General features: G+C 61.0%; 20 protein-coding genes. 9 read left to right on the plus strand and 11 right to left on the minus strand.

From position 1 onward, the window contains the following. Positions 1 to 35: 35 nt before the first annotated feature. Positions 36 to 2,114: a YccS/YhfK family putative transporter gene (locus tag EGY12_RS05800; protein WP_123892838.1), complete on the plus strand. Its 2,079-nt coding sequence runs from the start codon at positions 36 to 38 to the stop codon at positions 2,112 to 2,114. 40 nt (positions 2,115 to 2,154) lie between these two features. Here the strand turns inward: EGY12_RS05800 and EGY12_RS05805 are convergent, their stop codons facing one another. The 6 genes from EGY12_RS05805 to ppiA all read right to left on the minus strand — a co-directional run bounded on the left by EGY12_RS05805 (position 2,155) and on the right by ppiA (position 8,963). After that, positions 2,155 to 3,372: an aspartate aminotransferase family protein gene (locus EGY12_RS05805; protein WP_123892839.1), complete on the minus strand. Its 1,218-nt coding sequence runs from the start codon at positions 3,370 to 3,372 to the stop codon at positions 2,155 to 2,157. A gap of 131 nt (positions 3,373 to 3,503) precedes the next feature. After that, positions 3,504 to 4,079, minus strand: coding sequence for an aminodeoxychorismate synthase component II (locus EGY12_RS05810; RefSeq protein WP_049198366.1), 576 nt, complete (start codon positions 4,077 to 4,079; stop codon positions 3,504 to 3,506). Positions 4,080 to 4,151: 72 nt separating this feature from the next. Next, positions 4,152 to 5,675: a helicase HerA-like domain-containing protein gene (locus tag EGY12_RS05815; protein WP_123892840.1), complete on the minus strand. Its 1,524-nt coding sequence runs from the start codon at positions 5,673 to 5,675 to the stop codon at positions 4,152 to 4,154. 151 nt (positions 5,676 to 5,826) lie between these two features. Then, on the minus strand, positions 5,827 to 6,552 hold the full coding sequence (gene btsR, locus EGY12_RS05820) for a two-component system response regulator BtsR (RefSeq protein ID WP_123892841.1): 726 nt from the start codon (positions 6,550 to 6,552) through the stop codon (positions 5,827 to 5,829). Next, the gene (locus EGY12_RS05825) at positions 6,552 to 8,237 is read right to left on the minus strand and encodes a sensor histidine kinase (RefSeq protein ID WP_123892842.1); all 1,686 of its coding nucleotides are present in this window, start codon (positions 8,235 to 8,237) and stop codon (positions 6,552 to 6,554) included. Before EGY12_RS05825 ends, btsR begins: the two co-directional genes overlap by 1 nt. 156 nt (positions 8,238 to 8,393) lie before the next feature. After that, positions 8,394 to 8,963: a peptidylprolyl isomerase A gene (gene ppiA / locus EGY12_RS05830; protein ID WP_041036990.1), complete on the minus strand. Its 570-nt coding sequence runs from the start codon at positions 8,961 to 8,963 to the stop codon at positions 8,394 to 8,396. A 353-nt stretch (positions 8,964 to 9,316) separates the two neighbouring features. On the opposite strand from ppiA, the gene EGY12_RS05840 reads away from it, so the two are divergent. The 4 genes from EGY12_RS05840 to tsgA all read left to right on the plus strand — a co-directional run bounded on the left by EGY12_RS05840 (position 9,317) and on the right by tsgA (position 13,388). After that, a complete protein-coding gene (locus EGY12_RS05840; RefSeq protein ID WP_123895561.1) occupies positions 9,317 to 9,655 on the plus strand; it encodes a PTS lactose/cellobiose transporter subunit IIA in 339 nt (112 codons plus the stop codon). Continuing rightward, complete coding sequence (locus EGY12_RS05845; protein ID WP_123892844.1) at positions 9,652 to 10,959, plus strand: 6-phospho-beta-glucosidase; 1,308 nt, start codon at positions 9,652 to 9,654, stop codon at positions 10,957 to 10,959. The genes EGY12_RS05840 and EGY12_RS05845 overlap by 4 nt, the downstream gene beginning before the upstream one ends. Positions 10,960 to 11,031: 72 nt before the next feature. After that, the gene (locus tag EGY12_RS05850) at positions 11,032 to 12,012 is read left to right on the plus strand and encodes a LacI family DNA-binding transcriptional regulator (protein ID WP_123892845.1); all 981 of its coding nucleotides are present in this window, start codon (positions 11,032 to 11,034) and stop codon (positions 12,010 to 12,012) included. 191 nt (positions 12,013 to 12,203) lie between these two features. Beyond that, on the plus strand, positions 12,204 to 13,388 hold the full coding sequence (gene tsgA / locus EGY12_RS05855) for an MFS transporter TsgA (RefSeq protein ID WP_033636290.1): 1,185 nt from the start codon (positions 12,204 to 12,206) through the stop codon (positions 13,386 to 13,388). Positions 13,389 to 13,442: 54 nt separating this feature from the next. On the opposite strand, the gene EGY12_RS05860 is transcribed toward tsgA, so the two are convergent. Beyond that, a complete protein-coding gene (locus tag EGY12_RS05860) occupies positions 13,443 to 14,711 on the minus strand; it encodes a cytosine deaminase (RefSeq protein WP_305792271.1) in 1,269 nt (422 codons plus the stop codon). A 303-nt stretch (positions 14,712 to 15,014) separates the two neighbouring features. On the opposite strand from EGY12_RS05860, the gene nirB reads away from it, so the two are divergent. The 4 genes from nirB to cysG are packed head-to-tail and all read left to right on the plus strand — an operon-like array spanning position 15,015 to position 20,158. Beyond that, positions 15,015 to 17,564 carry a nitrite reductase large subunit NirB gene (nirB, locus tag EGY12_RS05870; protein ID WP_123892848.1) on the plus strand — a complete coding sequence of 850 codons (2,550 nt, stop codon included), beginning with the start codon at positions 15,015 to 15,017 and terminating at the stop codon, positions 17,562 to 17,564. Further along, the gene (gene nirD / locus EGY12_RS05875) at positions 17,561 to 17,887 is read left to right on the plus strand and encodes a nitrite reductase small subunit NirD (RefSeq protein WP_063991685.1); all 327 of its coding nucleotides are present in this window, start codon (positions 17,561 to 17,563) and stop codon (positions 17,885 to 17,887) included. The genes nirB and nirD overlap by 4 nt, the downstream gene beginning before the upstream one ends. A gap of 16 nt (positions 17,888 to 17,903) precedes the next feature. Next, positions 17,904 to 18,704, plus strand: coding sequence for a nitrite transporter NirC (nirC, locus tag EGY12_RS05880; RefSeq protein WP_123892849.1), 801 nt, complete (start codon positions 17,904 to 17,906; stop codon positions 18,702 to 18,704). Between the two features lie 50 nt (positions 18,705 to 18,754). Beyond that, entirely contained in the window at positions 18,755 to 20,158 is a 1,404-nt protein-coding gene (gene cysG / locus EGY12_RS05885; RefSeq protein ID WP_123892850.1) for a siroheme synthase CysG, read from the plus strand. Positions 20,159 to 20,208: 50 nt separating this feature from the next. Here cysG and trpS read toward each other — a convergent pair whose 3' ends face one another. Genes trpS through dam form a run of 4 tightly spaced genes read right to left on the minus strand, consistent with a single transcriptional unit; the run spans position 20,209 to position 23,450 of the window. Continuing rightward, positions 20,209 to 21,216 (minus strand): tryptophan--tRNA ligase, encoded by a 1,008-nt coding sequence (gene trpS / locus EGY12_RS05890; protein WP_025304534.1) that lies wholly within the window; start codon positions 21,214 to 21,216, stop codon positions 20,209 to 20,211. A gap of 2 nt (positions 21,217 to 21,218) precedes the next feature. Beyond that, positions 21,219 to 21,917, minus strand: a complete 699-nt coding sequence (locus EGY12_RS05895) for a phosphoglycolate phosphatase (protein WP_123892851.1) — start codon at positions 21,915 to 21,917, stop codon at positions 21,219 to 21,221. Beyond that, a complete protein-coding gene (gene rpe, locus EGY12_RS05900; RefSeq protein ID WP_123892852.1) occupies positions 21,910 to 22,587 on the minus strand; it encodes a ribulose-phosphate 3-epimerase in 678 nt (225 codons plus the stop codon). The genes EGY12_RS05895 and rpe overlap by 8 nt, the downstream gene beginning before the upstream one ends. A 50-nt stretch (positions 22,588 to 22,637) precedes the next feature. Then, positions 22,638 to 23,450: an adenine-specific DNA-methyltransferase gene (gene dam, locus EGY12_RS05905; protein WP_004930319.1), complete on the minus strand. Its 813-nt coding sequence runs from the start codon at positions 23,448 to 23,450 to the stop codon at positions 22,638 to 22,640. Positions 23,451 to 23,524 lie beyond the last annotated feature (74 nt).

The raw sequence follows: 23,524 nt of genomic DNA on the forward strand, positions 1-23,524 counted from the left end.
CGCAATCTGCGCCGTTTTTTTGCCTGCTCTCTGCCATGTGGCGCCGCCTGATCTACCACCCGGAAATCAACTACGCACTGCGACAAACGCTGGTGTTGTGCCTGCCGGTGCTGTTCGGCCTGCTGATAGGCCAGCTGCAGCTCGGCCTGATGTTCTCCCTCGTGCCCGCCTGCTGCAATATCGCCGGTCTGGACACGCCGCATAAACGCTTCTTTAAACGGCTGATCGTCGGCGGTTCGCTGTTCGCCTTCAGCAGCGTTCTGCTGCAACAGGCTCTGCTGTGGCACGTGCCGCTGCCGGCGCTGATGCTGGGCCTGGCGCTGCTGCTCGGCGTCACCGGCGAAATCAGCCCGCTGCACGCCCGGCTGTTGCCGGCGGCGCTGGTAGCCGCCATATTCGCCCTCAGCACGGCCGGCACGGTGCCTATCTGGCAGGCGCCGCTGCTGTACGCGATCGGCACCGCCTGGTACGGCTTATTCACCTGGTTCTGGTTCAAGCTGTGGAAAGAGCAACCGATGCGCGAGACGCTAAGCCAGCTCTATCTGGAATTGGCGGACTACTTCGAAGCCAAATACTCACTGCTGACCCAGCACACCGATCCGCAAACCGCGCTGCCGCCGCTGCTGGTGCGCCAGCAAAAGGTGATGGATCTGATCAGCCTGTTGTACCAACAGCTTAATTTCCTGCCGCACGCCAACAACCTCGAGCAAAAGCGCCTGCAGCGCGCCTTTCAGGTGGCGATGGACCTGCAGGAGCACATCACCGTCAGCCTCCATCTGCCGGAAGAGGTACAAAAACTGGTGGAACAGAGCCAGGCCGAAGCGATCATTCGCCGCAATGCTCAGGTGATCGCCGGCCGGCTGCGCGTGGTGGCGCACGATATTCTCTATCATCAACATTCGAAGCGCTTCTCCATGGCCCACGAGCTGGCGGCGCTGGAAAAAATGGCGGCGCAGCATCCCGATAACCCGGTCGGCCAGTTTTGTTATTACCACTTCAGCCGCATCGCCCGCCTGCTGCGCACCCAGCATCCGCTGTACCGCCGCGACCTGATGCCCGGCCAGCACCGCCTGCCGTTTTGGCCGGCGCTGGTCAGCTACCTGTCGTTCAAATCCACCGCCCTGCGCAACGCCGCGCGGCTGGGCGTCACGCTGGCGGTCGGCAGCAGCCTGGGGGCGGTATTCAACCTGCCGAAACCTTACTGGATCCTGCTCACCATCATGCTGGTGAGCCAAAACGGGTATAACGCCACCCGGGTGCGTATTCAGCACCGTGCGCTGGGCACGATTGCCGGGCTATTGCTGGCGGCCGGGCTGCTGCAGCTGCAGTTGCCGGAAGGAGAAACGTTGAGCATCATGCTGGTGATCACGCTGTTGGCCTACCTGGTTTCGCGCAAGAACTACGGGCTGTCGGTGATTGGCTTTACGGTCACGGCGGTTTACACCCTGCAGCTGCTGGCGCTGAACGGCTCGCATTTTCTGGTACCGCGCCTGATCGATACGCTGATCGGCTGCGTGCTGGCGTTCGGCGGCACCATTTGGCTGTGGCCGCAGTGGCAAAGCGGGCTGCTGCGCAAGAATGCCCATCAGGCGCTGGAGAACGATCAAGCCGCGCTGCGGCTGATGCTGAAGCAACCGGAACCGGACGCGACCGCGTTGGCCTATACCCGCATGCAGGTCAACCAGGCGCACAACGCACTGTTCACCTCGCTCAATCAGGCGATGCAGGAACCGGGGTTCGCCTCAAACTATCTGGCGGACATGCGGCTGTGGGTCACGCATAGCCAGTTCATCGTCGAACACCTGAACGCCATGACCATTCTGGCGCGCGAGCACTACATGCTGACGCCGAAGCTGGCGGAAGAGTATCTGCAAACCTGTGAAATCGCGCTGCAAAGCTGCCAACAGCGGCTGGAATACGACGGCCCGAGCAGCGGCAACAGCGGCATCATGCAGCCGCCGGATCTGCATCCGGAAATGCCCGTCACCGAGATGGAGCGCCATCTGCGGCGCATTTTGTCGCACCTAAGCGTGATGCACACCATTTCCTCGCTGGCCTGGCGCCAGCGCCCGCACCACGGCATCTGGCTGAAGCGCAAACTGCGCGATCAATAAGGGCGCGGCTTGCCGTGCCCCGTTAGATGCCGCATGGGCTTCAGACGTTGATCACATCCTGCACCGCCAGCTCGAACAGCGCCATGCCGGCCTCGATATCCTGCAGCTCGACCACCAGCGACGGCGCGAAACGGATCACGTTCGGCCCGGCGTTGAGGATCATCAACCCGCGCGCAGCGGCGGCGGTGAGAAAGTCGCGCGCTCTGCCGTGATAATGCGGCGTCAGCTCGGCGCCAATCAGTAATCCCATGCCGCGAATCGCAGTGAAAATACCGTATTTATCGCCGATATGCTGCAAAGCCTGCACATACAGCGCATGACGCTGCTCGATGCCGCTCAGCACCTCCGGCGTATTGATCACGTCCAGCGCCGCCTCCGCCACCGCGCAGGCCAGCGGGTTGCCGCCGTAGGTGGTGCCGTGGGTGCCCACCTGCATCACCGACGCAATCTCTTCGGTGGTCAGCATGGCGCTGACCGGGAAACCGCCGCCCAGCGCCTTGGCGGTAGTGAGGATGTCCGGCGTCACGCCATAATGCATATAGGCGAACAGCTTGCCGCTGCGCCCCATGCCGCTCTGCACTTCGTCGAACACCAGCAGCGCCTGATGTTGGTCGCACAGCTCGCGCACGCCTTTGAGGAAACCGGCGTCGACCGGCGTAATGCCGCCCTCGCCCTGAATCGGCTCCATCACCACCGCGCAGGTGTGGTCGTCCATCACCGCCTTCACCGCCGCCAAATCGTTGAACGGCACATGCACGATGTCAGCCGGCTTCGGCCCGAACCCGTCGGAGTATTTGGCCTGCCCGCCCACCGACACGGTAAACAGCGTGCGGCCATGAAACGCGTTATAGAAAGCGATGATTTTGGTTTTGTACGGGCTGTGGCGGGTGATGGCGTAATGGCGCGCCAGTTTGAACGCCGCCTCGTTGGCCTCTGCGCCGGAGTTGGCGAAGAACACCCGGTCGGCGAAGGTGGCGTCGATCAGTTTGCTTGCCAGGCGCAGCGCCGGTTCATTGGTGAAGACGTTGCTGGTATGCCACAGAGTCTCGCCCTGGCGTTTGAGCGCCTCAACCAGCGCCGGATGGCAGTGCCCCAGCGCCGTCACCGCGATGCCGCCGGAAAAATCGATGTACTCTTTTCCCTGCTGATCCCAGACCCGGCTGCCTTGGCCACGCACCGGCACAAACTGGGCAGGTGCATAAACAGGCAGGATCACCTGGTCAAAGGTGCTGCGGTTCACTGCGGATTTTTCAGTCATTTTCGGCTCCACCCTGAAGGTTTTTCAGCGCTATCGTAATGTCATATTGAAAACATAATCACGAAATATGCATAAAAAACCAATCAAGCGCAAACGCAAAACGCCTGACGGGTGAAAAAAACGCACCGGGATTAACGCTTGAGGAAATTATCCAGCAGCTGATGGCCCTGTTCGCTGAGCACGCTTTCCGGATGGAACTGCACGCCTTCCAACGCCAAAGTGCGGTGGCGGATGCCCATGATCTCGTCGCGCACGCCGTCGCGTTCGCTCCAGGCAGTCACTTCAAAACAGTCCGGCAGCGTATCGGCTTTCAGTACCAGCGAGTGATAGCGGGTCACGGTCAGCGGATCGCTCAGGCCGCGAAACACGCCGACGCCCAGGTGACGAATCGCCGAGGTTTTGCCATGCATCACCGCGCGGGCGCGCACCACCTCGGCGCCGAACGCCTGCCCCAGCGCCTGATGCCCGAGACATACGCCGAGGATCGGCAGCTTGCCGGCGAAATGACGAATAGCGGCCAGCGAGATACCCGCTTCGTTCGGGGTACAGGGGCCAGGGGAAATTACCAGATGCTGCGGCGCCAGCCGCTCGATATCGGCCAGCTGCAGCTCATCGTTGCGCTTCACCAGCACCTCGGCGCCCAATTCGCAGAAGTACTGGTAAAGGTTATAAGTAAAAGAGTCGTAGTTATCGATCAGCAGCAGCATGTTAGGTCCGGCAGAGAAAAATGCCGCCACAGTGTACTGATTTAACCCGCCGCTGCCGACGATAATTTCCGCTTACTTTTTACGGCCGCCGGTGATCGAACCCAGCACGCCGCGCAGGATCTGGCGGCCGAGATCGCGCGCCATGCTCTTGGCGGCGGTCTGGACGATGCCGTCACGCTTGCCGCCGCGCGGGCCGGTGGAGCCGAACAGCAGCTCGTTCAAGCCGTCCATCAGGCCACCGCCCGCCTGCTGTTGCTGTTGCGCTTGTGGTTGCTGCCCCTGTTGCGGGCTGCCGACGGTGGCAAAGCCACCCGACGACAGTTTCTCGTAGGCGGATTCGCGGTCGATCATATCCTCATAGCGGCCATACAGCGGTGATTTGTTGATCGCGCTGTTCAGCCCTTCCGCACCGAGCATGCCCATTTTGGATTCCGGCGCGATCACCATCGCCCGCTCCACCACGTTCGGCCGGCCCTTTTCGTCGAGGAATGACACCAGCGCTTCGCCCACGCCCAGCTCAGTGATCGCCGTTTCGGCATCGAAGGCCGGATTGGCGCGCAGGGTTTGCGCCGCCGTCTTCACTGCCTTCTGATCGCGCGGAGTAAAGGCGCGCAGCGCATGCTGTACGCGGTTGCCCAGCTGGCCCAGCACGCTGTCCGGGATATCCAGCGGGTTCTGGGTGACGAAGTAAATGCCGACGCCTTTGGAGCGAATCAGACGCACCACCTGTTCGATCTTGGTCAGCAGCGCCGCCGGCGCATCGTTGAACAGCAGGTGGGCCTCATCGAAGAAGAACACCAGCTTCGGCTGTTCGGGGTCGCCCACTTCCGGCAGGTGCTCAAACAGCTCGGCCAGCAGCCACAGCAGGAACACCGCATACAGCTTCGGCTGATTGATCAGCTTGTCCGCCGCCAGCAGGTTGATCACACCGTGACCGTTGGCGTCGGTTTTCATCAGATCGTTGATGTCCAGCATCGGCTCGCCGAAGAACTGGTTGGCGCCCTGCTCTTCCAGCGTCAGCAACCCGCGCTGAATGGCGCCGATAGAGGCGGCAGAGATATTGCCGTACTGGGTCTGGAATTGTTTGGCGTTGTCGCCGACGAACTGCACCATAGCGCGCAGATCTTTCATGTCCAGCAACAACAGCGCGTTGTCATCGGCGATCTTGAACACCAGCTGCAGCACGCCGCTTTGCACCTCGTTCAGATCCAACAGGCGCCCCAACAGCAGCGGCCCGAGATCGGAAATCGTGGCGCGGATCGGGTGGCCCTTTTCGCCGTAAATATCCCAAGGGATAATGGTGCAGGCCTGCGGCTGCCAGTCGGTGACGCCGATAGCCGCCAGGCGCGCCTGCAGTTTCTCGGAAGGCACGCCCTCAGCGCCAATGCCGGACAGATCGCCCTTCACGTCCGACAGAAACACCGGCACGCCGATGCGCGAGAACTGTTCGGCCATTTTCTGCAGCGTCACCGTCTTGCCGGTGCCGGTTGCCCCGGTGATCAACCCGTGACGGTTGGCCAACGCCGGCAAAATCACCAGGTCCTGCTCCGGTTTTCCGTCTTTCATCGCTTTGGCGATAATCCGTGGTTCACTCATTTTCTGTTCCTTTGACGCTGACGCGGCGCGAAACGCGCCTGTTGATGCAATAAAGCTATAAGCGCCGCGTACCCCCGTCAAGGACAAACAAAATGGGCGCCGTCGGGGCGCCCATGATACCTGTCTTTTCAGAATCCCCCTAAGGTCTGCCTCACCCCCGCAGCCCCAGTTGCTCTTTCAGCGCCTTCAAATAGCGCCGGCTGACCGGAACCGGATCGCCGGCCGACATGATCATTTCCGCCGCGCCGCCCTCTTCGAAACGGATCTCGCGTACCTGCTCCAGGTTGACCAGATACTGCCGATGGCAGCGCACCAGCGGCGTACGGCTTTCCAGCGTGCGCAGCGTCAGCTCGGTGAAACACTCCATGCCGTCGCTGCGCACCACGAAGACCCCGCTCAGTTTGGAACGGATCGCCAACACCTCGTCGAACCGCAGCAGATAGATGCGGCTGTGGCCGGTGCAGGGAATGTATTTCAGGTAACCGGCGCTCTCATCCAGCGCCGCTACGTCCTGCGGCGCACTGCGCTGCCGCAGGCGTTGCAGCGTCTTGCTCAGCCGCTTCGGCTCCGCCGGCTTCAGCAGATAGTCGAAGGCATGTTCCTCGAACGCCTGCACTGCGTATTCGTCGTAGGCGGTCAGAAACACGATGTGCGGCATGCGGTTGGGATCCAGCATGCCAACCATTTCCAGCCCGCTGATGCGCGGCATCTGGATATCGAGAAACACTACGTCCGGTTGCAGCCGGTGGATCTGGCTGATGGCTTCGATGGCGTTGGCGCATTCGCCGATGATGGTGATCTCCGCCTCGGCCTCCAGCAGATGGCGCAGGTTGTCGCGCGCGGAAGGTTCATCGTCAACAATCAGTGCGTTTAACATCAGGCGGCCCTCTCCATGGGAACATTGAGCGTAATGCGGGTATAGGCGTCTGGCCGACAATCCACCTGCACGCCATAGCCTTCGCCGTAGCGCACGCGAATGCGTTTATCCACCAGATTCATACCCAACCCGCTGCAGTTCGGTTTCTGCTGGAACAGCCCGGCGTTGTCCGTCACCTGCAACAGCAGATGCTCGCCTTCGCAGCAGGCGCCGATTTCGATGCGGCCCACGCCCAACAGATGCGAGGTGCCATGCTTGATGGCGTTTTCGACGATCGGCTGCAGCGAGAACGCCGGCAGCCGCACCGCCAACAGCGCCTCGGGCAGCGATACCGCGATCTCAAGCCGATCGGCAAAGCGCGCTTTCTCGATCTGCAGGTAGGCGTTCACATGTTCAATCTCGTCCGCCAGGCTGACTTCGTCATCCGAGCGTTTGAGGTTTTTACGAAAGAAGGTCGAGAGGGACTGCACCAGTTCGCAGGCACGCTCGCCATCGCGGCGGATCACCGCCACCAAGGTATTCAGGGCATTGAACAGGAAATGCGGATTGACCTGCGCATGCAGCAGCTTGATCTCCGACTGCGCCAGCAGCTGCTTGTGGCGCTCGTATTGTCCGGCCATGATCTGCGCCGACAGCAGGCTGGCGATGCCTTCACCCAGCGTACGGTTGATGGTGCTGAACAGCTGGCTTTTCGGTTCATACAGCTTGATGGTGCCGATCACTCGCTGGTTTTCGCCGCGCAGCGGGATCACCAGCGTCGATCCCAGCTTGCAGGCCGGATTGATCGAGCAGCAGTAAGAAAGCTGATTGCCGTCGGCGTACACCACCTCGTTGTTGTCGATGGCGCGATGCGAATGCACCGAGGCGATCGGCGTGCCGGGCAGGTGGTGATCGTCGCCGATGCCGATAAAGGCCAGCAGCTTGTCGCGATCGGTGATCGCCACCGCGCCGATGCCCAGCTCCTGATAGATCACCCGGGCGACTTTCATGCTGTTTTCCTGATCGAACCCCTGCCGCAGGATGCCCTCGGTGCGCTCGGCAATCTTCAGCGCCTTGGAAGAGAAGGCGCTGGTGTATTTTTCGAACATCGCGCGCCGATCCAGCAAGATCTGCATGAACATCGCCGCGCCGACGGTATTGGCGATCATCATCGGCAGCGCGATGTGCTCCACCAGCTGCAACGCTTCGTCGTAGGGGCGCGCCACCGCCAGGATGATCGCCATCTGCAGCACTTCCGCCACCAGCGCCACACCGCCGACGAACAGCGGATTGAACAGCAGCTCGATGCGCCCCCGGCGCATGGCGATGCTGTGTACGATGCCGCCGACCAGGCCTTCCGACACCGTGGAGATCGCGCAGGCCACGTCGGTCATGCCGCCGAGCGTATACCGGTGCAGGCCGCCGGTCAGCCCGACCAGAAAGCCTACCGATGGCCCGCCCAGCAACCCGCCCAGAACCGCGCCTATCGCGCGGGTATTGGCGATCGAATCCTGAATGTGCAGCCCGAAATAGGTGCCCATGATGCAGAACACCGAGAAGATCACATAGCACAGCAGCTTGTGCGGCAGGCGGATGGTCACCTGCATCAGCGGGATGAACAGCGGGGTTTTGCTCAGCAGATAGGCGATAACGAGATAGACGCACATCTGCTGCAACAGCAACAGCACCTGGTTAAATTCATACATGGCAGCAACTCATCCAGAGACAACAAAGGGCGAACGCCGGATTTCCGGTCTGATTATTGTCTGCCGATTAGAGCATGGGGCGCGGGAGAAAACAGTGATGAAGGCAAGGCTTCGGAAGGAAGGAGCGGCCGACCCCGGCGGGATCGGCCAAAAAACTTACGGCAGCACCTTGGCCGACAGAATCACCACCGGTTTGGTCGGCACATTCTGGTAAGGGCCGACGTTGCCGGTTGGTACCTGGGCAATCTTGTCCACCACGTCCATGCCTTTCACCACTTTGCCGAACACCGCGTAGCCGAAGTCGCGCTGTCCGTGATCCAGGAAGGCGTTATCCGCCACGTTCAGGAAGAACTGGCTGGTGGCGCTGTCTTTATCGGCGGTGCGCGCCATTGAGATGGTGCCGCGCAGATTGCGCAAGCCGTTGTCGGCTTCGTTCTTGATCGGCGCCTTGGTGGATTTTTGCTGCATATCAGCGGTGAAACCGCCGCCCTGGATCATAAAACCCGGGATCACGCGGTGGAAGATGGTGTTGTTGTAGTACCCGCTGTTCACGTAATCGACGAAGTTCTGGGTGGAAACCGGTGCCTTCTGGCTGTCGAGCGCCAACTCGATATTCCCCGCCGAGGTCGTCAGCATGACGTGGGTCTCACCGGCGGCGAGCGCGGCTGGCGCTACTGCGGTCAGGGAACACAGCGCGACGAAGGTCACTAAAGTACGTTTGAACATTAACGGGTCCTTTCTCTGAGAGACAAACAACGGAAAAGCGCTTTGATTCTAAAGAGCTGTATCGGCAAGTGCCAGCCATTTACCTATATTTACCCAATTACGGGACATATCCTAGGCGGCCCTGAATTTTGCTGCGGAAAGTATGGGCGCAGAAGGCTTTTTTGCCAACCGCATCACGCATTTTTTGCCCCATGCCGCCCTGGGTCGGTTTTTGCGATCTACCTCCCAGTTTGCACACGCATTGTCGTTACTCTATACGAATGAGAGCGCTCTCATTTTAAAAAGAGCGGATACTGAAGCATCCCACGGCGGCGTCGCCGCGCAACCCCTGGAGAAATGACGTGAGTGAATTGATGACTGAAGTCAGCCCCGAGTTTGAAAGCACCATCATGGAACTGCTGGTGTTCTCCGGCAGCGCGCGCAGCAGTGCGTTGATGGCGTTGCGGCAAGCGCGCGCCGGCGACTTCGCCGCCGCGGCCAAACACATGGCCGAGTCCAAAGAGTGGGTGAAGAAAGCGCACCTGATCCAGACCGAGCTGATCGGCCTGGACGAAGGTTGCGGCAAGCTGGCGATCAACCTGATCACCGTGCATGCGCAAGATCATCTGATGAACGCCATGGTGATCCAGGATCTGGCCGACGACATGATCGAGCTCTACCGCCGTCAGTCGCAGACGGAGGGCCGCCCATGAGCACGCTCAAAATCGCCGTGATCGGCGGCGGCAGCAGCTATACCCCCGAGTTGGTCGATGGGCTGATCCAACGCATCGAGGAGCTGCCGGTCACCGAACTGGCGCTGGTGGACGTTGAACCGGGCCGGCAAAAAGTGGAAACCATCGCCGCCCTGACCCGCCGCATGCTGGCGCGCCACGGGCTGGAACAGGTGAAGGTCAGCGTGCACTTCGCGCTGGACGACGCCATTCGCGGCGCCGCTTTCGTGCTGACCCAATTCCGCGTCGGGCAACTGCCGGCGCGCGCCGCCGATGAACGGCTGGGCCTGAAATACCAGCTGCTCGGCCAGGAAACCACCGGCGTCGGCGGCTTCGCCAAGGCGCTGCGCACCATCCCGGTGATGCTGGATATCGCCCGCCGGGTAGAAAAGCTGGCGCCGGACGCCTGGATCATCAACTTCACCAACCCGGCCGGTATCGTCACCGAGGCGGTGTCTCGCTTTACCAAAGCGAAGATTATCGGCCTGTGCAACGTGCCGATCAGCATGCATCACATGATCGCCAACATGCTGCAGGCGCCTTACGCCGAGGCGCAGCTGCAGTTCGCCGGCCTGAACCACATGGTCTGGGTGCATCAGGTCACACACCTGGGGCGCGATGTCACCGCCAAGGTGATCGACATGCTGTGCGACGGCGCGGCGCTGACCATGAACAACATCAAGGAAGAGCCCTGGCAGCCGGACTTCCTGCGCGCACTCGGCGCGATCCCCTGCCCGTACCACCGCTATTTTTACCAGACCCGTGAGATGCTGGCGGAAGAGATGGCCGCCGCCGGCGAGCGCGGCACCCGCGCCGAGCAGGTGATGCAGGTAGAAAAAGAGCTGTTCGAGCTGTATGCCGATCCGCAGCTGGACACGAAACCGGAACAGCTCAGCTTCCGCGGCGGTTCTTTCTATTCCGAAGTTGCGCTGGAGCTGATTCGTGCTATCCATAATAATCTCGGTACGCAATTAGTGGTCAACACCGCAAACCGCGGCGCAATCCATGGCCTGCCGGACGATGCTGTGATAGAAATCAACTGTATCGTCGATGCCCAGGGCGCGCACCCGCTGACCTTCGGCCCGCTGCCCGAGCCGATGCAGGCCCTGACGCAACAGGTGAAAGCCTACGAACGTCTGACCATCGAAGCCGCAGTGCACGGCGATCGCCGCAGCGGGTTGCTGGCATTGATCGCCAACCCGTTAGTGGGCAACGCCAATCTGGCGCAGCCGCTGCTGGAAGAGGTGTTGACGATAAACGCGCCGTATTTGCCGCAGTTCAGGTAAGCGGCCAACGCAGCCAGACAGGGGTTCGGCGCGCCGAACCCATTTTTTTAGCCGTAATTCAGGAGTGGGACGATGGTGACACTGGAAGATGTCGCAGCGCTGGCGGGCGTTTCGCGCGCCACCGTATCGCGGGTGGTGAACGGCGACAGCAACGTCAAGGCACCGACCCGCGAGAAGGTTGAACGCGCCGTCGCTCAGCTCGGTTATACCCCCAACCCGGCGGCCCGCGCCCTCGCCTCCAGCCACAGCAATACCCTCGGGCTGGTCACCACGTCGTACCGCGGCGGCTTCTTCGGCGCGCTGATGGATTTCGTGCAGACCGAGGCCGAATCCCACGGCAAACAGCTGCTGGTGACCCAGGGCCGCAACAGCGCCGAAAACGAATGGCAGGCGGTGCAGCGGCTATTTAGCCTGCGATGCGACGGCGTGATCCTGCACGTGCGTTTTCTCAGCGACGATCGACTGCGCCAGCTGGCGGCGGAACAACGTGATTTCGTGTTGCTCGATCGTCTGGTTCCGGGGCTGGAAGCCCGCTGCGTCACCTTCGATCACCCGCTCGCCAGCCGCATGGCGACGCAGCAGCTGCTCGATGCCGGGCACCGGCGCATCGCCTGCATCAGCGGCCCGCGTGAACGCCCATCGAGCCGCCTGCGGCTGCAGGGGTTTGAAGAGGCGATGCAGGCGGCGAATATCGCACCGGTAGCCTGTCTGGAGGGCGTCTACGATCTGGAAAGCGGTTACCGCTGCGCCGATCAACTGATGCAGCAAGCCGCGCGGCCCAGCGCCATCTACTGCTGCAACGAAGAAATGGCGATCGGCGCCCTGCTGGCGATCAACGAGCACCGCCTGCGGGTGCCGCAGGATATCTCCTTGATCTGCTACGACAGCGGCGAACGCGCGCCTTTCGTGCGCCCGGCGTTGAGCAGCGTGCATTTTCCCATCAGCGAGATGGCCCAATACGCGGCGCGCAGGCTGATCGACCCCGCCACCCCGGAGCACCGGTTTGAGCCGACGATCGTCAACCGCGATTCTATTGTGACGGTACGCAAATAGATCACAATAATGCGTATCATCCCTTCATGGGTTGCATCAAAAAATCGACAGCCATCACAAAAAATCCCGTTGTCTGTGCTAGGATCCGCCCCCTGGTGGCCTGATCGGGACTTTTTTCTGCGTTTGCCAGGAAAAGCCAGCGGCCTTATGCCAGCTTTAAAACCTCTAACAGACATATTCAGGCCTATACAATGAATGACAGTAACCGCATACGGCTTACCTGGATCAGCTTCTTTTCGTACGCGCTGACCGGTGCTTTAGTGATCGTCACAGGGATGGTGATGGGAAACATTGCAGAGTACTTTAATCTGCCGGTTTCCAGCATGAGTAACACCTTTACTTTCCTCAACGCCGGTATTTTGATTTCGATCTTCCTCAATGCCTGGCTGATGGAAATCATCCCGCTGAAGCGTCAGCTGATCTTCGGCTTTGTCCTGATGGTGCTGGCGGTCGCAGGGCTGATGCTCGGCAAGAGCCTGACCATGTTCTCGCTGTGCATGTTCATTCTCGGCGTGGTTAGCGGTATCACCATGTCGATAGGCACCTTCCTGATCACACACATGTATGCCGGCCGCCAGCGCGGTTCGCGCCTGTTGTTCACCGACTCCTTCTTCAGCATGGCCGGGATGATCTTCCCGATCGTCGCTGCAATGCTGCTGGCCCGCCATATCGGCTGGTACTGGGTTTATGCCTGCATCGGCCTGCTGTACGTGGGGATCTTCGTGCTGACCCTGTGCTCCGAATTCCCGGTGCTGGGCAAGAAAGGCGCCGACGCCGGTCAGCCGGTCGAGAAAGAAAAGTGGGGCATCGGCGTGCTGTTCCTGTCGATCGCCGCGTTGTGCTACATCCTCGGTCAGCTGGGCTTCATTCAGTGGGTGCCTGAGTACGCCACCAAGTCGTTCAACATGGACATCGGCCAAGCCGGTAAGCTGGTGAGTGACTTCTGGACCTCTTACATGGTCGGCATGTGGGTGTTCAGCTTCATCCTGCGCTTCTTCGATCTGCAGCGCATCGTTACCGTGCTGGCCGCACTGGCTACCGGTGCGATGTACCTGTTCGTCAGCACCGACAACCCGGAGCACCTGGGCTACTACATCATGGCCCTGGGCTTCGTTTCCAGCGCCATCTACACCACGCTGATCACCCTCGGCTCGCTGCAGACCAAGGTCTCCTCGCCGAAGCTGGTCAACTTTATCCTGACCTGCGGCACCATCGGCACCATGCTGACCTTCGTGGTCACCGGCCCTATCGTAGCAAAAGGCGGCGCGCACGCGGCGCTGACCACCGCCAACGGCCTGTACCTGGCGGTGTTCGTGATGTGTCTGCTGCTAGGCTTCGTGACCAAGCACCGCAGCCACGGTCACGTGACGCACTGATTTCTTTTTATTAAATGCACCAAGGGCGCCCGCAAGGCGCCCTTTTTTTGCGCCTTAGCGCCGAAAATCCACCTTCTCATCCTGCTGCAGATACAGCGTGGTTTCCGCCGGCCGCGTTTCGGCGATCACTGCCCCCTGGCGAATCGAATAGCGCACCGGCGTCTGGCGGCGCACCGCGTCGAAGCCGCTTTCCGCCGGCAGGATCACCAGGTTGGCGCTGTTGCCGGCCACCAGGCCGTAGTCGCTCAGGTTAAGGGTGCGCGCGCTGTGGCTGGTGATCAGCTTCAGCCCATTATCGATCTGGCCGTAGCCCATCAGCTGGCACACGTGCAATCCCATGTGCAGCACCTGCAGCATATTGGCGGTGCCGAGCGGGTACCAGGGATCGAACACGTCGTCATGGCCGAAGCAGACGTTGATCTCTGCCTCCAACATCTCCTTCACCCGCGTGACACCACGCCGTTTCGGGTAGCTGTCGAAACGCCCTTGCAGGTGAATGTTTACCAGCGGATTGGCGACGAAGTTGATGCCGGACATTTTCAGCAGGCGGAACAGCCGCGAGGCGTAAGCGCCGTTGTAAGAGTGCATCGCCGTGGTGTGGCTGGCGGTGACTTTCGCCCCCATCTCCAGCTTCAGCGCCAGCGCCGCCACGGTTTCGACGAAGCGCGATTGCTCGTCGTCGATTTCATCGCAGTGTACGTCCACCAGCCGATCGTATTTTTGCGCCAGCGCGAACGCCTTATGCAGCGACTCCACGCCGTATTCGCGGGTGAATTCGAAGTGCGGAATGGCGCCCACCACGTCGGCCCCCAGCCGCAGCGCCTCTTCAAGCAGCGCTTCACCGTTAGGATAGGAAAGGATCCCCTCCTGCGGGAAGGCGACGATCTGCAACGTCACCCAAGGCGCCACCTCCTGCTTCACCTCCAGCATGGCACGCAGCGCGGTCAGTGTAGGATCGGAAACGTCGACGTGGGTGCGCACATACTGCACGCCGTTGGCTATCTGCCACTTGAGCGTTTGCCAGGCACGCTGTTTGACATCTTCATGAGTCAGCAACGCTTTGCGTTCGGCCCAGCGCTCAATGCCCTCGAACAGCGTGCCGGACTGGTTCCAGGCCGGCTGGCCGGCGGTTTGCGTGGTATCCAGGTGGATATGCGGTTCGACGAACGCCGGCAACGCCAGCCCACCCTGCGCATCCAACACGTCGCTGCGCCACTCCTGCCCTTCCGGCTGCGGCACCAGATGCGCGATGCGCCCCTGTTCGATCGCCAGTTGCCACAATCCTTCATGCCCGCTTAAACGCAGGTTGTCGATAAACTTCAATGGACGTTTCGCCACCCTTCACCTCTGCCGTTGCGCTGGTTTTCTTCATCATACTGGCAGCGGATCGCGCTGACAAAGTCACCGTTTCGTACCTACCCCCTGCATTTACTCCCTGCGGGGTAATTTCCATGCAAACTGACTCGCTTCAGCTAAAGGTGAATAAAATCCGCAACTTATCAAAAAACGTGAAAAATCATCTATATACCACGTTAGAGGTATATAAGGGTGTGATTGATTTGCATCAATAAATTGCCCACCGGGAGAGATAAGGTAAGCCTAGGAAACCAGAATTTTGAGGCAATAATGAGCAGAGTCAAACTTGCCGTCGTCGGCAATGGCATGGTCGGCCACCGGTTCATCGAAGATCTGTTGGATAAAGCAGACAAAGACCAATTCGACATCACCGTATTTTGCGAAGAGCCACGCATCGCTTACGATCGCGTGCACCTTTCCTCTTATTTCTCGCACCACACCGCCGAAGAGCTGTCGCTGGTGCGCGAAGGCTTTTACGAAAAACACGGCGTGAAGGTGCTGGTCGGCGAACGCGCTATCACCATCAATCGCGATGAGAAGGTCATCCACTCCAACACCGGCCGCACCGTCTATTACGACAAGCTGATCATGGCCACCGGCTCCTATCCGTGGATCCCGCCGATTAAAGGCTCGGATAGCCAGGACTGCTTCGTTTACCGCACCATCGAAGACCTGAACGCCATCGAAGCCTGCGCGCGCCGCAGCAAACGCGGTGCGGTAGTCGGCGGCGGGCTGTTGGGGCTGGAAGCCGCCGGCGCCCTGAAAAGCCTGGGGGTGGAAACGCACGTGATCGAGTTCGCTCCGGTGCTGATGGCCGAACAGCTCGACCCGATGGGCGGTGACCAGCTGCGCCGCAAGATCGAACGCATGGGCGTCAAGGTACACACCGGCAAAAATACCCAGGAGATCGTCAACGGCGGCGGCACGGCGCGCAAAACCATGCATTTCGCCGACGGTAGCCTGCTGGAAGTGGATTTCATCGTGTTCTCCACCGGCATCCGCGCCCAGGACAAGCTGGCGCGTCAGTGCGGGCTGGAGATTGGCCGTCGCGGCGGCATCGCCATCAACGACAGCTGCCAGACGTCGGATCCGGACGTGTACGCCATCGGTGAGTGCGCCGCCTGGCGCGATCGCACCTTCGGCCTGGTGGCACCGGGTTACAAAATGGCGCAGGTGGCCGCGGATCACCTGCTGGGCCGCGAGAACGGCTTCCAGGGTGCCGACATGAGCGCCAAGCTGAAGCTGTTGGGTGTAGACGTCGGCGGCATCGGCGATGCCCACGGCCGCACCGAGGGCGCCCGCAGTTACGTCTATCTGGATGAAAGCAAAGAAGTCTACAAACGCATTGTGGTCAGCGCCGACAATAAAACTTTGCTCGGCGCGGTGTTGGTGGGCGACACCAGCGATTATGGCAACCTGCTGCAGCTGGCGTTGAACGGCATCGAACTGCCGGAAAACCCGGACGGCCTGATCCTGCCGGCCCATGCGGGCAGCAAACCGGCCATCGGCGTGGATTCGCTGCCGGAAAGCGCGCAGATCTGCTCCTGTTTCGACGTCAGCAAAGGCGACATCATTCAGGCGGTCAACAAAGGCTGCCACACCGTGGCGGCGCTGAAGGCCGAAACCAAGGCCGGCACCGGCTGCGGCGGCTGCATCCCGCTGCTCACCCAGGTGTTGAATGCCGAGCTGAGCAAGCAAGGCATCGAGGTCAACCATCACCTGTGTGAACACTTCGCCTATTCGCGCCAGGAGCTGTTCCACCTGATCCGCGTCGAAGGCATCAAGTCGTTCGAGGCGCTGTTGGCCAAATACGGCAAAGGTTACGGCTGCGAAGTGTGTAAACCCACCGTCGGTTCGTTGCTGGCCTCGTGCTGGAACGAATACATCCTCAAGCCGCAGCATACGCCGCTGCAGGATACCAACGACAACTTCCTCGGCAATATCCAGAAAGACGGCACCTACTCGGTGATACCGCGCTCCGCCGGCGGTGAAATTACCCCGGACGGCCTGCTGGCCATCGGCCAGATCGCCAAGGAGTACAACCTCTACACCAAAATGACCGGCTCGCAGCGTATCGGCATGTTCGGCGCGCAAAAAGACGATCTGCCGGCCATCTGGCGCAAACTGCTCGCCGCCGGTTTTGAAACCGGCCACGCTTACGCCAAGGCGCTGCGCATGGCGAAAACCTGCGTCGGCAGCACCTGGTGCCGCTATGGCGTCGGCGACAGCGTCGGCTTCGGCGTCACGCTGGAACATCGCTACAAAGGCATTCGCACCCCGCACAAAATGAAGTTCGGCGTCTCGGGCTGTACCCGTGAATGCGCCGAGGCGCAGGGCAAGGACGTCGGCATCATCGCCACAGAGAACGGCTGGAACCTGTATGTCTGCGGCAACGGCGGCATGAAACCGCGCCACGCCGACCTGCTGGCCGCCGACCTCGATCGCGAGACGCTGGTGCGCTACCTCGACCGTTTCATGATGTTCTATATCCGCACCGCCGATAAGCTGCAGCGCACTTCGGTGTGGCTGGAGAGCCTGGAAGGCGGCATTGATTATCTGCGCAAAGTGATCATCGACGACAAGCTCGGTATCAACGACCAGTTGGAAGCGGAAATCGCCCGCCTGCGCGATGCGGTGATCTGTGAATGGAAAGAAACCGTCGAACACCCGGAAACGCAGCTGCGCTTCGCCCACTTCATCAACAGCCCGCTGCGCGATCCGAATGTGCAGGTGGTGGCCGAACGCGACCAGCACCGCCCGGCGCGCCCTGACGAACGCATTCCCGTCACCCTGATCGATACCGAGGAGAGCCACGCATGAGCCAGTGGATTACCGTTTGTCCCGTCGCCGACATCCTGCCCGGCACCGGCGTGTGCGCCCTGATCGGCGATCGGCAGGTGGCGGTGTTCCGTCCCTATGCCGACGAGCAGGTGTTCGCCATCAGCAATATCGACCCGTTCGCTCAGGCCAGCGTGCTGTCGCGCGGCCTCATCGCCGAACATCAGGGCGAGCTGTGGGTCGCCAGCCCGCTGAAGAAACAGCATTTCCGCCTGTACGACGGCCACTGTCTGGAAGACGACAGCCGTTCCGTCGCCCGCTTCGCCAGCCGGGTGGTCGACGGTATCGTGCAAGTCGCGGCATAACCTTTCAGGAGGTAACATGTTTACCGACACGATCAATAAATGCGCCGCCAACGCGGCGCGCATCGTCCGCCTGGCGAAGGAGACCCCGCTCGGCTTCTGGATCAGCTCGGCGATGGCCGGCGCCTACGTCGGCCTCGGCATCATCCTGATCTTCACCCTCGGCAACCTGGTCGACCCAAGCGTGCGGCCGCTGGTGATGGGCGCCACCTTCGGCATCGCGCTGACGCTGGTGATCATCGCCGGTTCCGAGCTGTTCACCGGCCATACGATGTTCCTGACGCTTGGCGTCAAGGCCGGCACCATCCGCCAGGGCCAGATGTGGGCGGTGCTGCCGCAAACCTGGCTCGGCAACCTGCTCGGCTCGGTGCTGGTGGCGCTGATGTATTACTACGGCGGCGGCAGCCTGCTGCCGGTGGATACCAGCCTGGTGCACAGCGCCGCGCTGGCGAAAACCACCGCGCCGGCCGAAGTGCTGTTCTTCAAGGGAGTGCTGTGCAACTGGCTGGTTTGCCTGGCGATTTGGATGGCGATCCGCGTTGAAGGCGCCGCCAAGTTCATCGCCATCTGGTGGTGCCTGTTGGCCTTCATCGCATCGGGTTACGAACACTCCGTCGCTAACATGACGCTGTTCGCCCTTTCCTGGTTCGGCAACCACAGCGAGGCCTACACCCTCACCGGCATCGGCCACAACCTGCTGTGGGTAACGTTGGGCAATATCCTGTCCGGCTCGGTGCTGATGGGGCTGGGTTATTGGTACGCTACGCCGCGCGCCGAACGCCCGCAGGCGGCTAAAGCCGCCCCACGTCAGACCGCCTGAGTTTTCGGGGGCGCATTTCGCCCCCACACTGATTATCCCGAGGAGTGCCGATGGATTACCTGCCTATTTTCTGCCAACTGCAACACAAAGCCTGCCTGCTGGTCGGCGGCGGCGAGATAGCCGAACGCAAGGCGCGCCTGCTGCTTGACGCCGGCGCGGCGCTGACCGTCAACGCCCTGGACTTCACCCCGCAGTTCCGCCTGTGGGCGGAAGAAGGCCGGTTGACGCTGGCCGAAGGCGAATTCAGCCCGGCCCTACTGGCGGAAAAATGGCTGGTGATCGCCGCCACCGACCGGCTGGAGGTCAACGCGCTGGTGTATCAGTGCGCCAACCAGCAACGGGTATTCTGCAACGTGGTGGACGATCCGAAACGCGCCAGCTTTATCATGCCGTCTATCATCGATCGTTCGCCGATCATGGTCGCGGTGTCCTCCGGCGGCAAAGCGCCGGTGCTGGCGCGGCTGCTGCGCGAGAAGCTGGAGGCGATGCTGCCGCAGCACCTCGGCAAGCTGGCGCAGCTGGGCGGCTCGCTGCGGCAGCGGGTAAAACAACGCTTCAGCAGCCTCGGCGCGCGCCGTCGCTTCTGGGAACGGTTATTCGCCCACGATCGGCTGGCGCAGTCGCTGGCCAATGACGATGCCGCGCTGGCCGAACGCCAGCTCGAGCAGCTGTTCAGCGAACAGCCAGAAGATCGCGGTGAAGTGGTGCTGGTGGGGGCCGGGCCGGGCGATGCCGGCTTGCTGACGCTGAAAGGGCTGCAGCAGATCCAGCAGGCCGACGTAGTGGTTTACGACCGGCTGGTCTCCGAAGAGATCATGACGCTGGTGCGCCGCGACGCCGAACGCATCTTCGTCGGCAAACGCGCCGGCCACCACTGCGTGCCGCAGGAACGAATCAACCAAATCCTGCAGCAGCAGGCGCAGCAAGGCAAACGCGTGGTGCGCCTGAAAGGCGGCGATCCCTTTATCTTCGGCCGCGGCGGCGAAGAGCTGGAGACGCTGGCAGACGCCAACGTGCCATTCTCGGTGGTACCGGGCATTACCGCCGCCTCGGGGTGTTCCGCCTACAGCGGCATCCCGCTCACCCACCGTGACCATGCGCAGAGCGTGCGCCTGGTGACCGGCCACGCCAAGGCCGACGGCGGATTGGACTGGGCGACGCTGGCCGCCGGGCAACAGACGCTGGTGTTCTATATGGGGCTGTCGCAGGCGGCGGAGATCCAGCGCCAGCTGATCGCGCATGGATTGGCGGCCACCACGCCGGTGGCGCTGGTAGAAAACGGCACCTCCCGCCGCCAGCGGGTGATTGAAGGCGAGCTCGGCCAACTGGGCGCCTTGTCACTGCAGGCCGCCAGCCCCAGCCTGATCATCGTCGGCAGCGTGGTCAACCTGCGCCGCAAGCTCAACTGGTTCGCCAGCGAGGCGCCGCCCGCCGGCCTGGCGCAAATGGCGTGATACCGACGTAAAAAAAGCGGCCCTGGGCCGCTTTTTTATTTGCGCCAGCGTTACGCCTGCGGCGGTACGAAACCGACGGCCTGATAGACCTTCGCCAGGGTTTCCTGCGCGCGCGCGCGCGCCTTGGCGGCGCCATCACGCATCACCTGCTGCAAATAGGCTTCGTCGTTGCGGAAGCGGTGGTAGCGCTCCTGCAGCTCACCCAGCATGCCGGAGACGGCTTCCGCCACCGCGCCTTTCAGGTGGCCGTACATTTGGCCTTCGAACTCGGCTTCCAGCTGCGCGATGCTCTTGCCGGTCACGCCGGCGAGAATATCCAGCAGGTTGGAGACGCCCGCCTTGTTGACCACGTCGTAACGCACGACAGGCGGCTCTTCCGAGTCGGTCATGGCGCGTTTGATCTTTTTGGTCACCGCTTTCGGATCTTCCAGCAGGCCGATCACGTTGTTACGGTTATCGTCCGACTTGGACATCTTCTTGGTCGGTTCCTGCAGCGACATCACGCGTGCGCCGGATTTAGGAATAAACGGTTCCGGCACTTTGAACACGTCGCCGTACAGCGCGTTGAAACGCTGGCCCACGTCGCGGCTCAGTTCCAGGTGCTGCTTCTGGTCTTCGCCTACCGGCACCTGGTTGGTTTGATACAGCAGGATATCTGCCGCCATCAGCACCGGATAGCTGAACAGCCCGGCGTTGATGTTCTCCGCGTAGCGCGCAGATTTGTCTTTGAACTGCGTCATGCGGCTCAGCTCGCCGAAATAGGTGTAGCAGTTCAGCACCCAGCTCAGCTGCGTGTGCTCAGGCACGTGCGACTGCACGAAGATGGTGCTTTTTTCCGGATCGATGCCGCAGGCCAGGTACAGCGCCAGCGTATCCAGCGTGGCCTTGCGCAGTTTCTCGGCGTCCTGGCGCACGGTGATGGCATGCAGATCGACGATGCAGTAGATGCAGTCGTAGTCGTCCTGCATCTGCACCCACTGACGCAGCGCACCCATGTAGTTGCCGATGGTCAGTTCGCCGGACGGCTGCGCGCCGCTAAATACGATGGGCTTACTCATGTTTAAATTTCCTGATTCTCTAAAGATGACAGCCCAAGAGCGGGCAACAAATCGGCGAAGCGCTCCAACACCCGATCGGGGTGGCTCAGGGCGATCGATTCACCGTAGTTATAACCGTAGGTAAAGCCGACGCTCGGACAACCGGCGCCCTGCGCGGCTTGAATATCGTTGCGCGAATCGCCGACGAACAGCAGTTCATGCGCGCGCAGCCCAAGCTTGCCGAGCACCAGGTACAACGGCGCCGGATGCGGTTTCTTTTCCGTCACATCGTCGCCGCCGATCACCAGCGAGAAATAGTCGCCAATGCCCAGCGCCGCCAGCAGCGGGGCCACGAACGGCGTCGGCTTGTTGGTCACCAGCGCCATCGGGTAACCGTGCGCAGCCAGTCGGGCCAACGTCTCTTGCACCTGCGGGAACAGGCGGCTGCCGCTGTCGACAGTCTGAGCATAAAAATGGTCGAAGCGTTCACGCAGCCGGCCGCACTGCTCCGGCGTGCCTTCCGCTTCCGCCCAGCGCAGCGCGCGTTGCACCAGCACGTCGGCACCGTTGCCGATCCAGGTGCCGACTCGCTTCTCACCCGCTTGCGGCAGGCCCCTCTCTTCCAGCGCCATATCGATGGCGGCCGCCAGGCCCGGCGCGCTGTCGACCAGCGTGCCGTCCAGATCGAAGGCCAGTGCGCGGATAGCGCCGAAATCAGCCATGGGAAACCTTCGCCAACTCGCTGCGCATCTCGTCGATAACCTTGCGGTAGTCCGGCTGGCCAAAGATGGCGGAACCGGCGACGAACATATCGGCGCCCGCGGCGGCGATTTCGGCAATGTTGTCCACTTTCACCCCGCCGTCGACTTCCAGCCGGATATCACGACCGCTGTCGTCGATCAGCCTGCGCACCTGGCGCAGCTTGTCCAGGGTGCCGTGGATGAACGACTGGCCGCCGAAGCCCGGGTTAACCGACATCAGCAGGATCACGTCGATTTTATCCATCACGTAATCGAGGTAGCTCAGCGGCGTGGCCGGGTTGAACACCAGACCGGCTTTGCAGCCGTGCTCTTTGATCAGCTGAATGGTGCGATCGACATGTTCGGAAGCTTCGGGGTGGAAAGAGATATAAGACGCGCCGGCCTTGGCGAAATCAGGCACGATGCGATCCACCGGCTTGACCATCAGATGCACGTCAATCGGCGCGGTAATGCCGTAGTTGCGCAGCGCTTCGCACACCATCGGACCGATGGTCAGATTGGGTACATAGTGGTTGTCCATCACGTCGAAGTGCACCACGTCGCCGCCTGCGGCCAGCACGTTGGCGGTATCTTCACCTAACCGGGCAAAATCTGCCGACAGAATGGACGGGGCAATCAAAAACTTTTTCATCCGCTTCTCCAAACGTAGGGTCGAGTTGTTATGCGCCGGGGTCCCCCGGCTTAGCGATACAGCGCCAAAAGCTCGTTCACTTTGCTGCGGCCGAGAATATTGCGGCTGATCGTGCGACGTGCTTTCACCACATACAGCGCAGCATGTTGGTACCAGTCGCGCGTCAGCTCAGTATCGTGATTGGAGATCAATACCGGTACCTGGCTCTCTACCGAGAGCTGGTGCGCCAGATGCGCCAGGCTCTGCTGATCGGCGATGCTGAAGCTGTTGGTGTGATAAGCCGTGAAATTCGCCGTCGCCGACAGCGGCGCGTAAGGCGGATCGCAATACACCACGGCACCGGCCACGGCCTTCGCCATGGTATCGCGGTAATGCTCGCAGACAAAAGTGGCATTGCGCGATTTTTCGGCAAACCAGTAGAGCTCTTCTTCCGGGAAGTACGGTTTCTTGTACCGGCCAAACGGCACGTTGAACTCGCCGCGCAGGTTATAGCGGCACAGGCCGTTATAGCAGTGGCGGTTCAGGTACAGGAACAGCAGCGCCCGACGATAAGGCTCGGTGCTAGTATTGAACTCTTCACGCAGCAGGTAAAACTGATCCGAGTTATTGAATTCATCGGCGAAAAGCGTGCGGGCATCACGCACGAAGTCATCCGTGCGCAGCTTAACGATGTTATACAGGTTGATAAGATCGCTATTGATGTCGGCGAGAATGTAGGCGTCGTAATCCGTATTCAGGAAGACGGATCCCGCACCCACGAAGGGCTCGATTAAGCAGTCTCCCGCCGGCAGATGGCGACGAATCTCGTCTACCAGCGGGTATTTTCCACCAGCCCATTTTAAAAAAGCGCGGTTTTTCTTCATGCCGTCAATTAGCTACTTATACAATTCAGAGCGGCGGATTGTACTCTGTTTCAGACAGCACATCAGCGCACAAA

It is taken from the genome of Serratia sp. FDAARGOS_506 (assembly GCF_003812745.1).
In the GTDB taxonomy this organism is placed as follows: domain Bacteria; phylum Pseudomonadota; class Gammaproteobacteria; order Enterobacterales; family Enterobacteriaceae; genus Serratia.